This window comes from Tepidibacillus decaturensis (assembly GCF_001561915.1).
Lineage (GTDB): Bacteria > Bacillota > Bacilli > Tepidibacillales > Tepidibacillaceae > Tepidibacillus_B > Tepidibacillus_B infernus.
In genome coordinates this window covers 2,095,103-2,109,979 of sequence record NZ_LSKU01000001.1, presented here as the reverse complement: position 1 = coordinate 2,109,979, position 14,877 = coordinate 2,095,103, and the positions used below count along the sequence as shown (strand labels likewise).

14 protein-coding genes are annotated in these 14,877 nt (G+C 36.8%); 11 read left to right on the top strand and 3 right to left on the bottom strand.

The features are described 5' to 3' along the window. Positions 1-13 precede the first annotated feature (13 nt). Positions 14-907: a cation diffusion facilitator family transporter gene (locus U473_RS09975; protein ID WP_068725908.1), complete on the bottom strand. Its 894-nt coding sequence runs from the start codon at positions 905-907 to the stop codon at positions 14-16. A 177-nt stretch (positions 908-1,084) separates the two neighbouring features. On the opposite strand from U473_RS09975, the gene U473_RS09970 reads away from it, so the two are divergent. Next, positions 1,085-1,555: an HAD family hydrolase gene (locus U473_RS09970; RefSeq protein ID WP_068725906.1), complete on the top strand. Its 471-nt coding sequence runs from the start codon at positions 1,085-1,087 to the stop codon at positions 1,553-1,555. 72 nt (positions 1,556-1,627) lie between these two features. Here the strand turns inward: U473_RS09970 and U473_RS09965 are convergent, their stop codons facing one another. After that, positions 1,628-2,026: a thioesterase family protein gene (locus U473_RS09965; RefSeq protein WP_068725903.1), complete on the bottom strand. Its 399-nt coding sequence runs from the start codon at positions 2,024-2,026 to the stop codon at positions 1,628-1,630. 27 nt (positions 2,027-2,053) lie between these two features. Next, positions 2,054-5,521: a pyruvate carboxylase gene (gene pyc / locus U473_RS09960; protein WP_068725901.1), complete on the bottom strand. Its 3,468-nt coding sequence runs from the start codon at positions 5,519-5,521 to the stop codon at positions 2,054-2,056. 242 nt (positions 5,522-5,763) lie between these two features. Between pyc and fabI the strand changes: the two genes are divergently transcribed. The 10 genes from fabI to U473_RS09920 all read left to right on the top strand — a co-directional run bounded on the left by fabI (position 5,764) and on the right by U473_RS09920 (position 14,826). Further along, the gene (gene fabI / locus U473_RS09955; RefSeq protein ID WP_068725898.1) at positions 5,764-6,537 is read left to right on the top strand and encodes an enoyl-ACP reductase FabI; all 774 of its coding nucleotides are present in this window, start codon (positions 5,764-5,766) and stop codon (positions 6,535-6,537) included. Between the two features lie 129 nt (positions 6,538-6,666). Then, entirely contained in the window at positions 6,667-7,212 is a 546-nt protein-coding gene (locus U473_RS09950; protein WP_068725895.1) for a hypothetical protein, read from the top strand. 330 nt (positions 7,213-7,542) lie between these two features. Further along, on the top strand, positions 7,543-8,235 hold the full coding sequence (locus U473_RS09945) for a response regulator transcription factor (RefSeq protein WP_068725892.1): 693 nt from the start codon (positions 7,543-7,545) through the stop codon (positions 8,233-8,235). Beyond that, positions 8,232-9,626, top strand: a complete 1,395-nt coding sequence (locus tag U473_RS09940) for a sensor histidine kinase (protein WP_068725889.1) — start codon at positions 8,232-8,234, stop codon at positions 9,624-9,626. Before U473_RS09945 ends, U473_RS09940 begins: the two co-directional genes overlap by 4 nt. A gap of 57 nt (positions 9,627-9,683) precedes the next feature. Beyond that, on the top strand, positions 9,684-9,827 hold the full coding sequence (locus U473_RS15720; protein ID WP_407701951.1) for a YitT family protein: 144 nt from the start codon (positions 9,684-9,686) through the stop codon (positions 9,825-9,827). Between the two features lie 123 nt (positions 9,828-9,950). Beyond that, positions 9,951-10,184, top strand: coding sequence for a FeoA family protein (locus U473_RS09935; protein WP_068725886.1), 234 nt, complete (start codon positions 9,951-9,953; stop codon positions 10,182-10,184). A 16-nt stretch (positions 10,185-10,200) separates the two neighbouring features. Then, positions 10,201-12,201 carry a ferrous iron transport protein B gene (gene feoB / locus U473_RS09930; protein ID WP_068725884.1) on the top strand — a complete coding sequence of 667 codons (2,001 nt, stop codon included), beginning with the start codon at positions 10,201-10,203 and terminating at the stop codon, positions 12,199-12,201. Between the two features lie 60 nt (positions 12,202-12,261). Continuing rightward, positions 12,262-12,399: a FeoB-associated Cys-rich membrane protein gene (locus U473_RS15260; protein WP_153012039.1), complete on the top strand. Its 138-nt coding sequence runs from the start codon at positions 12,262-12,264 to the stop codon at positions 12,397-12,399. Between the two features lies 1 nt (position 12,400). Then, complete coding sequence (locus tag U473_RS09925) at positions 12,401-12,589, top strand: FeoB-associated Cys-rich membrane protein (protein ID WP_068725882.1); 189 nt, start codon at positions 12,401-12,403, stop codon at positions 12,587-12,589. A gap of 128 nt (positions 12,590-12,717) precedes the next feature. After that, a complete protein-coding gene (locus U473_RS09920; protein ID WP_068725880.1) occupies positions 12,718-14,826 on the top strand; it encodes a TaqI-like C-terminal specificity domain-containing protein in 2,109 nt (702 codons plus the stop codon). Positions 14,827-14,877 lie beyond the last annotated feature (51 nt).

The following is a 14,877-nucleotide window of genomic DNA, read 5'->3' as shown; positions in this document are numbered from 1 at the left end:
TTCTTATAACCAATCAAGTTGGGTCACTGGTACTCACCTCAATGGGTTCAACATGAACATGAACACGTTGAACGTCAGGAAATTCTTTCATTAAACGTTTTTCAATGATTTCGGTAATTTCATGACTTTCTACTACATTAAGGGTTGGCCTTACACCAATAGTAACATCTACAATGGCGATACTTCCTTGTTTTCTCGCCTTGATATCTTTAACGATTTTTACTTCTTTTATTGTCTTTACTGTGATCTTCATATGATTTAACCGTTCATATTCAAATCCATCGGATAAATTATGAGAGCTTTCTGTGAAGATTTCCCAAGCGGTTTTGATAATAATAACACCAACACCAAAAGCAGCTAGTGGATCTAGCCAAGGGAGGTTAAATTGGGCACCAATAATTCCTACAGATGCACCTATACTAACAAAGGCATCAGAACGATTGTCTAGGGCTACTGCCTTTAATCCATCACTTTGGATTTTTTCTGCTAATTTTATATTATAGCGATAGACCAGCAACATGACTAGTGCGGAAAATAGAGCCACCCAAGCTGTAATCATTTGTGGTGTTTCGATTTTTGGTGAGAATAGGTTACGTACAGAGTTGTATAAGACATCAATTCCCACGACAAACATAATGAAGGAGGTTACCATGGAAGCAATAGTTTCTGCCCGAAGATGGCCATATGTATGGTCTTTATCTGGAGGGATTTTAGCAATCTTGAAACCAACCAAGACTGCAATCGAACCAATAATATCTGTTGTATTATTTAGCCCATCGGCAATGAGAGCTTTAGAATTAAAAAGATATCCAATCAATAATTTCAAAATAGATAGGGAGACATAAGCAATAATACTGATCCAACTTCCCCGCTCTCCTCGTTCAATTTGACTGATTTTGTCGTTCATTCGTTTCTTCCTCCAAGCAAGATTCATTTTCTTATCTTTCCATGATAATCTATTTAATATGTTTTGGTCTACTTTCCCTGATTATTGGGATATGAAAAATGAAAAAGTATGATAAGAATAAAGAATGATTTGGAAAGCCATGCTTTAACTAACCTTATATTGTCTAGGAGGGTATCTATGTTAACGATCAACATTCCAGGAAGGAAGGAAGTAAAAGTAGAAAATTTAGTTTTGGATTTCAATGGAACGATTGCTTTAGATGGAGTGATCTTACCAGAAGTGAAAGAAAAGCTTAGACAATTAGCAAAAGATTTAACTCTCTATGTGGTTACAGCAGATACCAATAGTAGTGTTCATGATCAGTGTAAAGATTTACCTGTACAAGTCCATGTGATTGGCAAAGAAGATCAATTAGGAGAGAAGCAGCGATTTGTTCAAGCATTAAAAGAAAAAGGTGTCATTTCCATGGGGAATGGAGTAAATGATGAGTGGATGTTTGAAGTCTCTGACTTAGCCATTGCATTGATTGGGACTGAAGGTTGTGCAACAAGTTCCCTTATGAAAAGTGATATCGTGGTCAAACAAATCACAGATGGGTTAGACTTGTTATTGAAACAAAACCGACTGATTGCCACATTGAGAAGTTAGGTAAACAATCTATATTATGAAGGAAATCCGGGAATGACACCCCGGATTTTTTCCTACATTATTAAAAATAACTTATTCTTTACCCTTATTATTTACTCTTGAAAGGAATTTTTCTTCTTCAACAATATATCGTTCATGGGTACCTTCACCAATCAACCCAACCTCATCATAGGCCTCAACTTTAAAGCTTAATCGTTTTCCATTGATTGCAATTAGTTCAGCCCTTGCTTCTACGTTCATTCCTAAGGGAGTTGCAGCGACATGTTTTACCTGAAGTTCTGTGCCTACTGTTCCAAAACCTTCAGGCAATGAAGAGTGAACGGCATTCATCGCTGCACCCTCCATGAGCCCAACCATTGCTGGTGTAGCAAATACTTCTAACTCTCCACTACCATACGTTTTAGCTGTATTAGTATTGTTAACGATGGATTGTTTAGTACCTGTCATACCAATTTGTAAATGAAATTCCATTAAGATTCTCCTTTTTGCAGAGTTCTGTTATGACTCATTTTTAACATATTCAAACTCTAGAAGCAAATCGTTGCTTTCAATTGTATCCCCAGGTTTGACATAGATTTCTTTTACGATTCCATCATTCGAAGCTTGAATCGTCGTTTCCATCTTCATCGCCTCTGTTACAATCATATAATCACCCTTATTCACCCGATCCCCTGGTTCAATTATTACTTTTAAAACTTTACCTGGCATTGTTGCGCCTACATGTAGCGGGTTATTTCGTTCAGCTTTTTTTCTTTTTTGAATGGCGATGCCAGTATGTTCATCCCTTACTGTAACTTCTCTTGGAATCCCATTTAATTCAAAATAAATCGTTCTTGATCCGTCTTGTTGAAGCTCGCCAACGGACGTTAGCTTAATCATCAAAGTTTTCCCTTTTTCTATTTCAACTGCAATTCTTTCACCAGGTCTCATTCCATAGAAAAAGGTGGGGGTATCTAAAAACGATAGGTTGCCATATTCCTCAATATATTTTTCTTTATCAAGAAAGACTTGAGGGTATAAAATGTAGGATAGCACTTCTTTATTGGTTGGTTTTCGATGTATTTTTTGTTCTAGTTCTTCTTTTGTTTTAGAAAAGTCAACTGATGGCAACAGCTCCCCAGGGCGACAAGTAATATAATCTTTTCCTTTTAAAATAATCTCTTGTAAACGTTGAGGGAATCCTCCATAAGGTTGACCAAGATAGCCTTGAAAGAATTGAACAACAGAATCAGGAAAATCAAGCTGTTCACCCCGCTCATAGATATCTTTTTCCGTTAAGTGGTTTTGTACCATGAATAAAGCCATGTCACCAACTACTTTTGATGAAGGGGTTACTTTGACAATGTCGCCAAACATTTTATTAACTTTTGCATACATATCTGCTACTTCATCAAAACGATCTACTAGTCCTACAGCAATAGATTGCTGTTTTAGATTGGTATATTGTCCCCCAGGCATCTCATGTTTGTAAACTTCCGTGCTACTTGACTTTAACCCACTTTCAAAACAAGCATAGTATGGGCGAACATCTTCCCAGTAATGATCTAGCATTTGCAGGTTATCTAAATCTAATCCAGTAGATCTTTCGTTATATTCTAATGAAGCAACTAAAGCATTTAGACTTGGTTGAGAGGTAAGACCAGACATTGAACTTAATGCCGTATCAACAATATCCACTCCTGCTTCGATCGCTTTTAAAAGCGTTGCTTGGCCATTACCTGAGGTATCATGTGTATGAAGGTGAATAGGTAAACCTACTTCTTCTTTGAGTGTTTTAATAAGCTTATAGGCTGCATAGGGTTTTAATAAGCCAGCCATGTCTTTGATGCCAATGATATGAGCTCCTGATTTTTTCAATTCTTTAGCGAGGTTGATATAGTATTGTAACGTATATTTATCCTTTGTCGGATCAAGAATATCACCTGTGTAACAAATGGCTGCTTCTGCTATTTTTTCATTCTCTCTAACGGCATCGATTGAAATTTGCATTCCCTTAAGCCAATTTAAACTATCGAAGATACGGAATAGATCGATACCTGAATCCGCCGATTCTTTAATAAATTCTTTAATCACATTGTCAGGATAATTAGTATAACCTACAGCGTTGGCTCCTCGGATTAACATTTGAAATAGTATATTAGGGATTTTTTCACGAAGCTGATGCAATCTATCCCAAGGGCATTCTTTAAGAAAACGCATGCTAGTATCAAACGTTGCACCACCCCACATTTCGAGGGAAAAAATTTCAGGAGCTAATTTTCCGGTAGCCTCTGCAATTTTAAGCAAATCGTAGGTACGGACACGTGTTGCTAATAAGGATTGGTGAGCATCACGAAAAGTAGTATCAGTTATCAGCACTTTTTTCTGTTGCATCACCCATTTGATCAGACCATCAACTCCATATTGATCTAAAATCTGTTTGGTTCCATCAGGATAAGGGAGTTTGATGGAAGTAGCTGGTATTCTTGGTTTATGAAAGCTAGGTTTTTTATCTTTTTTTGGTAGGTTTGGGTACCCATTCACTGTAATATGACCAATATAGGAAAGAAGTTTGCTTGCTCGATCTTGTCTTGGTGGTAAATGAAACAATTCAGGATGGCTATCAATAAAAGATGTATCATAATGACCATTTAAAAAGTTCGGATGTTGAACAAGATTTTCTAAGAATAAAATATTTGTTTTTACACCACGGATTCGAAACTCTTTTAAAGTACGTAACATTTTTGATGCTGCTTGTTCGAAGGTATTAGCATAGGTGGATACCTTAACGAGCAAAGAATCATAGTGAGGTGTGATGTAAGCCCCGGCAAAACTATTTCCTGCATCTAGTCTAACACCAAAACCACTTGCAGAGCGATAGGCAACAATTCTTCCAGTATCAGGCATAAATCCGTTCTCTGGATCTTCAGTTGTCACACGACATTGGATTGCATAACCATTTTTAGTAATCTGATTTTGAGGAGGAATGCCCATTACTGAATTATCAAGGGCATACCCTTCAGCAATTTTAATTTGGGCTTGAACAATATCAATACCAGTAATTAGTTCGGTAATAGTATGTTCAACTTGAATGCGAGGGTTTACTTCAATAAAATAAAACTTTTGATCGGGAGTTACCAAAAATTCAACAGTACCAGCATTGATATAATTCGCTTGTTTCATGATTTTTAGCGCTGCTTGATAGATTTCATTTCGTAGATTTTCAGTCAAAGAGAGGGATGGAGCGATCTCGACAACCTTTTGATGGCGTCGTTGGACAGAACAATCTCTTTCAAATAAATGAACTGCATTGCCATACTGATCTGCCAAGACTTGAACCTCAATATGTTTTGGGTTTTCGAGATATTTTTCTAAATAGACTTGAGAGTTTCCGAAAGCTGAAAGGGCCTCGGAACGAGCTCTTTCCATTGATTCTTCGAGTTCTGCCTGATTTCGAGCAATTCGCATCCCCCGTCCGCCCCCTCCAGAAGCGGCTTTAATCATAATCGGATACCCATGTTCATTTGCGAAAAAGATAGCTTCCTGTAATTGCTCGATAGGGGTTTCAGTACCTGGGACGACTGGTATATTGGCTTCAATGGCTAAACGTCTTGCTTCCACCTTATCACCAAACATTTTGATATGTTCTGGGTTTGGGCCAATAAAAACAATACCCTCTTCTTCACAGCGCCGTGCAAACTCACTATTTTCAGAAAGAAAACCGTATCCCGGGTGAATGGCATCCACATTATGACGTTTGGCAATCTCAATAATCCCTTCAATATCAAGATAGGACTCGACTGGCCCCTTCCCTTCTCCCACCAGATAGGCTTCGTCAGCCTTAAAACGATGCAAAGAGACCTGGTCTTCCTCGGAATAAATGGCAACAGTGCGTATATGAAGTTCTGTACATGCACGAAAAATACGTATCGCAATTTCCCCTCTATTTGCTACCAAAACTTTTTGAAATGGACGAATTTGTGCCATGTCTAATCCCCTCTCCTTTCTTTATTGCTTTACTATAACATAAATTTTAATACATATTTTAAATTGAGATACAAAAAGAAGCAAATAGAATATTTACACAAAAAATTTTAAAAGTTTGAAAAATGAACAGATTGAGCATAATTAGCTTGCATGAGGTTTACATTTAAATAAGGTTCATGTAAAATTATTAGTATATATTAGTATCAGGTACTAAAAGTAGAAATGAAAGAGGGTGAGTTCCCATGTCGGGACAGATTTTAAAAGGTAAAAATATCTTAGTAATGGGTGTTGCAAATAAACGTAGTATTGCATGGGCGATCGCTAATTCGTTATACCGTGAAGGAGCACGATTAATTTTTACATATCAAGGTGAACGATTTGAAAAAAATATCTTAGAGTTGGCAGAAGAAATGGACAATAAACTGATTTACCCTTGCGATGTTACTAAGGATAAAGAGATTAGTGCCCTTTTCCAATTTCTAAAAGAAGAAGTTGGCGTTTTACATGGAGTTGTTCATAGTATTGCACATGCGAAAGTAGAAGAATTAGAGGGGAAATATGCCAATACCTCTCGAGATGGCTACTTGATGGCTCAAGAAATTAGTGTGTATTCTTTAGTTGCTGTTGCACGTGAAGCCGAGAAGTTAATGACCGAAGGCGGTAGCATTATAGCCATGACCTATCTTGGTGGAGAACGAGTGGTTCAAAATTATAATGTAATGGGAGTAGCAAAAGCTGCTTTAGAATCTAGTGTACAATACTTAGCCAATGACTTAGGGCCAAATCAAATTCGCGTAAATGCCATATCAGCTGGACCTATTCGCACATTGGCCGCAAAAGGTGTCAAAGATTTTAATACTATTCTTCATCAGATTGAAGAAAAAGCTCCACTTCGAAGAACAACAGATGCTTCAGAGGTTGGAGATACGGCTCTATTTTTAATGAGTGATTGGTCTCGTGGCATTACAGGTGAAGTCATCCATGTAGATAGTGGATATCATATTTTAGGATTATAATCTAAACTTAAAAAATGTAAATCTTAACATGATCTTGATATTTCTAAAAAAAGTTCTGAAAATCCCTTGGTTAAGATAATAGTGGAAGCTAGCTAGTTTCCCAATTTATCTAAGAAAGGGAGATCAAATATGAAATTACAAAAAGTTTTATTTGCAAGTGCACTAGTTGGAGCAATGGGAGTAGGGGCGATGATTGGTCCAGTCGTAAGCCAAGCAGATACTACACCTGTTACAGCACCAGCACAAGTGCAACAACCAACAAACTGGCAACCAATGGGAATGCGTATGGGACAATATTTTGCTGGTTCCATGCATGAGATTGTTGCTGAGAAAATTGGTATCACAGCTGATGAGTTATATGCACAAAGAACATCAGGAAAATCAATTGAACAAATTGCAGAAGAAAAAGGTGTTACAACCGAGCAACTTCTTGAAGTTTTAGTTGCTGCGAAAACCGAACAATTAGATCAATTAGTTAAGGATAAAGTGATTACTGAAGATCAAAAGAACTACATCCTTGAACGAATGAAGGTAAATATGGAAGCTGCAATCACTAGAACAGAAGTTGGCCCAAGAATGGGTGGTCAATGGAATGGTCAAGGTATGCGAGGAGCAGGTAGAGGATTTGGTGGTGGCCCACGCTGGTCAGTCAATTCTTCAACCAGTTCCAACTAATTAAATCACACATAATATGTTTAGCCCTGGAGTTTAACTTCAGGGTTTTTCAAAAAGATAAGCAAGTATAACTTTCTTCCACTTGTCATTTAAGGGTTTGTATATTCCATAAGCAGCGACATAGCGTGACTAGCAGCTTTATCTGTGTAGCACGACTTGTACACTTTGTGTGCCTTCAGAAGTGCCCTTCTCTCCGTAATCTTTATTCATATAAGGGCACGGATGACGGAGCGCGATGGAATATACAAACCTTTTCTTAATAGTATTGATTTAAAAATGTAGATTTTGAAGATAAGATAAGGGAAAAGGAATTTTTTGGGGGACTTTGCCATGAAGAAGACAATTTTAATCGTGGATGATGAAACAAAAATTCGGGAGATGGTTAAAACCTTTTTAATCAATGAGGGCTATGATGTATTAGAAGCAAGCAATGGTTATGAAGCTTTTGATCAAATAAAACATGGAAATATTGATTTAATGCTTTTGGATTTAATGATGCCTGGAATGGATGGGCTTCAAACATTAAGGGAAGTAAGAACAACTTATAAGAAAATGCCTGTTATTATGCTTACGGCTAAGACTGACGAAGTAGATAAGCTGTTAGGTTTGGAGATGGGGGCTGATGATTATATTACAAAACCATTTAGCTTACGGGAGTTAGTGGCAAGGATGAAAGCCGTTCTACGCAGAACCCAGCCTGATGAGGAAGTGGAAGAGGACTTTATGATCAGAGGGAAAATCAAAATTTTTCAATCTAAATTTGAAGTCTATGTTGCCGAAAAGAAAGTAAATTTAACCCCAACTGAATTTAAAATTTTGGTTGCCTTAGCGCAAAAGCCTGGCAGAGTCTATAGTCGTTTGCAATTGATGAATATTGCCATGGGAGAAGCTTATGTGAACTATGAACGGTCTATTGATACACATGTAAGCAATCTGCGGAGAAAAGTAGAAGAAGATCCAGCGAATCCTAAATATATTCAAACTGTTTATGGAATTGGCTATCGATTTGGGGGAGACCTATGAGACTACAAACAAAGTTAATTATTGCTTTTAGTAGTATCGTCATCGTCATGGCCTTATTACAATCCTTATATTTTCAAAATCGAATTGGAACTGTTTTTGAGAATTATGTGAGCCAGAATGAAAGTACAAGAATTCAGGTTCTAAAAGAGATGTTGCTTAATTACTATGACTATTACCAATCATGGGATCAGATACAAGAACAATTGGTAGATAATCCATTCCAATATAGGGCTCGTAGAGGGCCTATGTGGGCAAATAGTCAGAATAGTATTGGGATGGAAAACCTAGAAATAATCGTTGCTAACCAACAGGGTATTGTCGTTGGAGATACCCAAAATAAATGGTTAGGCAAATCGGCAAAAGAAATCTCTGGGATTCATGAAGACCTAATCCTAAATGAAAACAAGGTTGGAGAACTAATTATTAATCGTGATAAGAGTAATGGCTTGACTACATTAGAACAACAATTCATGAATTCGATGAATACTTCCATTCTTTTTGGCACCTCGATTGCAGTCGTGATTGCTGTTTTATTGGGGTTATTTTTTTCAAAAACGATGACGAAGCCACTTTCTCTATTGATGACAGGGATTCACTATTTGTCAAAGGGCGATACCTCTTATCGAATTCAAGTGAAAACAGAGGATGAATTTCATCAACTGGCTAATGCCTTTAATGAAATGTCAGCAAAATTAGAACGAAATGAGGAAGTAAGGAAAAACCTAGTAGCAGATGTGGCCCATGAATTAAGGACACCCCTTTCTATTTTAAGAGGAAAGTTAGAGTCGATTCAGGAGGATGCTCTTGAACCAAGCCCAGAAGTTATTGTGCAATTAAATGATGAAGTATTTCGCTTGTCAAGATTAGTGAATGACCTTCAACAGCTTACATTAGCTGAGGCAGGCAAATTACCTCTTAACAAAAGTGAGACGAATCTTAATGAATTGATTCAACGGGTGATTGATCATTTTGAATGGTTGGCAGAAGAAAAACAGATCGATTTGGTATTTAAAAAAGGCCTAGACCCTTTGATTGAGATCGATGCTGACCGTATTACGCAAGTCATCATTAATCTGTTAGGTAATGCACTCCGTCATACACCTGAACACGGTAAGGTGTTGGTTGAGATAAGCCCACATTCATACAATTCAAATCTAGTGATTAAGGTAATGGATAGTGGTCCTGGAATAGATGAAGAATTTCTTCCCTATATCTTTGAGAGATTTTATCGAACTGATGCGTCAAGATCTCGTGATCAGGGGGGAACCGGCTTAGGCTTATCTATTGCTAAAGGATTTGTTGAAGCACATGGTGGAAAGATTTCAGTAGAAAGTAAAAAGGGCAAAGGAACGACCTTTTTTATTGAGTTACCAAGGGGGAACCATTATTAGTATGTTTGCTATTTCTATTTTTGTTGATTTGTTTGATTTGATTCATTTGGCCGCTTCATCCTTTTCTTGAATATGATCGTACTAGGAATCACCGCATGGGTATTTGGCTTAAGCACATTTCTATATACATTAGTCAATCTTTTGGTCAATACAACGACGATTGATCTATTAAAAACAAAACAGAGGGAAAAGGGATTATGAAAAAAAACCATTCATTCACAAAAATTTCACAATTAAATAAACGGTAAAGGGTATACATCCAATATTTTTCATCATATAATGTAATTGAGAATGATTATTACTACTAAATAGTTGGTGAGTGGAATGAAATTAAATTTAGCTCAATGTAGAGTTGGGGAAAAAGTAAGAGTTAAATCATTACATATGAATGAAAATAAACAAAGGCGGCTAATGGACATGGGGCTTTTGCCGGGAACTGTGTTAGAAGTGTCTAGAATTGCACCGTTTGGCGATCCAATGGCGATTAAAGTACGAGGTTTTCAGATGAGTTTTCGCAAAAAAGAAGCAGAAGAAATTCTTGTAGAGTTTGTAAAATGAATTTGAGGTGTAAGAAATGACAGTATATGCATTAGCTGGAAACCCGAATGCAGGAAAAACATCTTTATTTAACCTGCTAACAGGAACAAGGCAATATGTTGGTAACTGGCCTGGTGTTACGGTGGAGAAAAAGGTTGGCTATATGAAATACAATGATTCAGTAGAGGTAGTGGATTTACCTGGAGTATATAGCATTTCTCCATTTTCAATTGAAGAAAGAGTGGCGAGTCAATTCCTGGTTAGCGAAGAGTTTGATGCACTGATTAATATTGTTGATGCATCAAATCTTGAGAGGAATCTTTATTTTACTTTACAACTATTGGAATTTGGCAAACCTGTGGTCATGTCTTTAAATATGATGGACGTAGCCAAAGCGTATGGTATTTCGATTGATGTAGAGAAAATGGAACAACGCTTAGGTATTCCCATTATTCCAATGTCGGCACGAAAAGGGGAAGGATACCAAGAATTTATTAAGGTGATTCAATCTCCTTTGTCTCCTCCTCAATTTGCATTAAAGTATGATCCTCAGATTGAAGAGGCACTGAGACAAATTGAGTCGATCATCGGTCAATTACCTGAATTTAAAAATCACAACTACCGCTGGATTGCATTGCAGCTTTTAGAAGGTAATTCAGTTGTTGAACAACTGGTTCAAAATGATCAAAATCGAGAAGCAGTTGAATCGATTAAACAGCAATTGCAAACTAAATTTAATGTGCCTGTCTTACAAGTAATTCGTGAAGAGCGTTATCGCTGGATCGGCCAATTATTAGAAGAAGTGATGGTAACAGAATCTATTTCAAGAAGGACATGGACAGAACGAATTGATGCGATCGTCACTCATAAATATTTAGGAATCCCATTATTCCTATTCTTTATGTTTTTAACCTTCCAAGTCACATTCTCTTGGGTTGGAACACCATTACAAGATATATTAGATGGTTGGCTCAGTGGGCCAATATCTGAAAGTGTAACACAATTTCTAATTTCCATTGGTGCTACACCTTGGTTACTTCAATTGGTGGTTGATGGGATTATTGCAGGAGTAGGCGGAGTTCTTGTTTTTGTCCCACAAATCTTTGTGTTATTCTTTGTCATTTCCTTTTTAGAGGATTCCGGTTATATGGCAAGGGCTGCGTTTATTATGGATAAGGCGATGTCATCCATCGGATTAAATGGAAAAGCCTTTATTCCCATGATCGTCGGGTTTGGTTGCAACGTACCAGGTGTGATGAGTGCAAGAACCATTGAGCAGCCAAAAGAAAGACTAATTACAATTCTTTTAAGTCCTTTTATGTCTTGTTCTGCTAGATTAGCAGTCTATGCGTTGTTTGTTTCTATTTTCTTTAGACAGTATCAAAGTCTCGTTGTCTTTTCTTTATACTTATTAGGTATTGTTTTTGCTATTTTACTAGGCTTTATTTTTAAACGCTTCTTACTAAAAGAAGAAGAGAGCTTGTTTGCCATTGAGTTACCACCCTATCGCATACCAATGGTAAGAAGCTTATTATTAAGTACCTGGGACAAAGGGAAGAATTTTATTAAAAAAGCAGGGACAATTATTTTTAGTATGGCGGTATTAATCTGGTTTTTGGCTAATTTCTCGTGGACGGGTATGGTAGAGATGAATGAAAGCTTCCTAGCTGATCTAGGAGGAATCATAGCACCTATTTTTGCCCCATTAGGTTTTGGTACTTGGCAATCAGGAGTCGCCCTGATTAGTGGGTTTATGGCAAAAGAAATCGTTGTTTCAACCATGTCCATTGTTTATGGTGCAGGCGGAGGGGAAAGCATCGCCCAATTAGCTGCAATTATTCAAAGTACCTTTACTCCAGTCTCTGCTTATGCATTCATGGTCTTTGTTTTACTTTACACACCATGTATGGCTACTATCGTGGTGATGAAAAAGGAAACTGGTTCTTGGAAGTGGCCATTATTTTCAATAGGTTATAGTTTTTCTATTGCGTGGATTTTAGCGTTCATTATTTATCAAGTAGGAAATCTATTAGTCTGAATTGTACTTTGTAAGTGAATGATTGTATATTCCATATCAAATAAGATGGAAGGGATAAAAATGATCGGTTCAATTCTTATCACAGCTGTGATTGTGGCTTATAGTGGTTACATTCTTTTTAAGGCAACAAAAAAGAAAGTGAAAGGTGATTGTTGTTCAACCCATATGGAAACTGGAAAGAGAAAAGGGAGAGGGTAAAATGTTGACCTATCTTATTTTAACTGCAATTATAGGATATAGTAGTTGGACACTTTATCGTTCCTTTCGAAAATGGCGTATTGGGAAAAGCTGCGATAGTTGTTCAGGCTGTGTGGTAAGTGGGAACTGCCCAGTGCAACAATTGAAAGCAAAAGAGGTTCCGCTCATTCTTAATCAGAGAAAAATATAATAATCACTGGGGAAGGGAAATAACCTTCCTTTTTTGTTTCGTCGGAAATGAAATGAAAAACTGGAGTCTACTTAGCGATTATGGTACGTTGAAAGAGGTATGAAAATCATTTGTGAGGTGCTAAATCATTGAGCCAAACACGACTAGAACAAAAATATATTCATATAGACGAAGTTGCTCATTTGCTTGCTGTTTCAACGGCCACAGTCCGAAATTGGGTGAAAACAGGAAGATTACAAAAAGTCCAAAAGGAAAATCGGGATACTTTATTTCAAATAGAGGAAGTTTTAAAGTTAAAACATGAAATCGAAACAGGAAAAACGGAACGATTAAAAAGTAGAAGAAATAAAAAAGCGGTGAAAGGAAACTTTATCCCTACCGAATATGTTACTTATTCTCCCTACCTTTCGTACGCTGAACAAATCATTGAAATTGCCAAAGAAATTAAACATCAGGAGAAAGTTCGTCTTGTTCTATTTGAAGTTGTGCTAAATCTACTACTTGCCCAGGGAAAGATAGAGACTCATATCACACAAAACGATAGTAGTTTTACTGAACTCATAAGTAAAGACCAGCTTTCCCTTCAGAAGTATGAACTGATTCTGGAGTCCCTCTTTGATTATAGAAATGGTAACATTCAGGAGTCTGATTTGATCGCTTTACAAAAAGTTAGACAGCTACATATTCCCTTTGTTGAAGGAGACGATTTTTTAGGACTAGTTTATATGTCTCTTTCTCATTTGGGCAAAAGAAAAAACAATGGAAGTTACTACACTCCTTCTACGATCGTTGATTCATTGGTAGATAAAAGTTTGACCTTTTTTGAAAAGGATAAACTTCCTAAAGCCGTAGATCCATGCTGTGGATCAGGGAATTTTTTAATTAAACTTTTTTTAAGATTAAAAAGCCAATTGTTAGAATCAGGTCATCAAAATATTAAAGAAGTAGAACAAAGACTCATTGAAGAAAGTATCGCTGGTTTTGACATTGATGAAATTGCCGTTGCTTTAGCTCGAATCAATCTGGTTTTATTGCTTGAATCAGAGATTGATGTACAATCTATTTTGAATATTAGATCCCGAAATAGCTTAGAGGCATATGGCTATCCTCTCTTTTCTACGTATGATAAAGATCAGTATGATTTAGTGATTGGAAACCCGCCATGGGGATATCATTTTAGTCAGGACGAAGTGGAATTTTATCGGGATCGTTATTTAACTGCTCAAGGGTCGCTCGAATCTTTTGTCCTTTTCTTAGAAAGTGGAATTCATATGTTACGAGAGAATGGGCTTTTGGCTTATGTACTTCCAGAGTCTCTGCTAAATGTAAAATCTCATCTTCCCATTCGAAAAATCTTGCTTGAGCAAACAGAACTCTTAAATATCAAGGTACTAGGTCAGCAGTTTTCAAAAGTATTTGCTCCTGCCATTACTTTAATCGTGAGAAATAGAAAGAGCTCACCAGACCACCAAATCACTGTCGAAGATGAGAATTTGATTGTTTCTATTTCACAAAAAAGATTTTTAAACAATGATTTACACATTTTTAATGTCAAATCATCAGATGCAGAAGATCAATTGATTGAACAAATGAAATCATTACCGGGTGTTCAATATTTAAAGGATCATGCACATTTTGCATTAGGCATTGTGACTGGTGATAATAAAGCTTATTTATCCCAAGTCAAACCTGTTGGTGGGGAGCCTATTTTAAAAGGAAATGATGTCGATAAGTATAATTATTATGTGGGAAACCATTATATTGTCTTTACACCAGAGAAATTTCAACAAGTAGCACCTGTTTCTCTTTATCGGGCTAAAGAAAAATTAATTTATCGGTTTATTAATGAAACCTTAACGTTTGCCTATGATCATCAGCAAACCTTATCCTTAAATAGTGCGAATATCCTGATTCCAACGCTTGAAGGGTATTTGATCAAATATATCTTAGCTGTACTTAATTCGCGGCCGGTTCAATTTTTCTATACCTTATCGTTTTCATCTGTAAAGATTTTGCGCAAACATATTGAATCGATTCCAATTCCTCCCTGTGACCAAAAAGAGCAGATGGAGATTGAAAAATTAGTTGATCAATTGATGTCAGTTAATAGTCCTGAACAACGCTTAGAACTGTATGAAAGAATCGATGATCGAATCATGGGATTATACCAACTTCATCCCGAACAAAAAGAATATATCAAGAAAAAGTTTAAGCAGGTTAGAAATTTGTCGAGGTGAAACCATTGCAAAAAAAGAAGTGTATTTACCATGTTTTGTAAATACACTTCG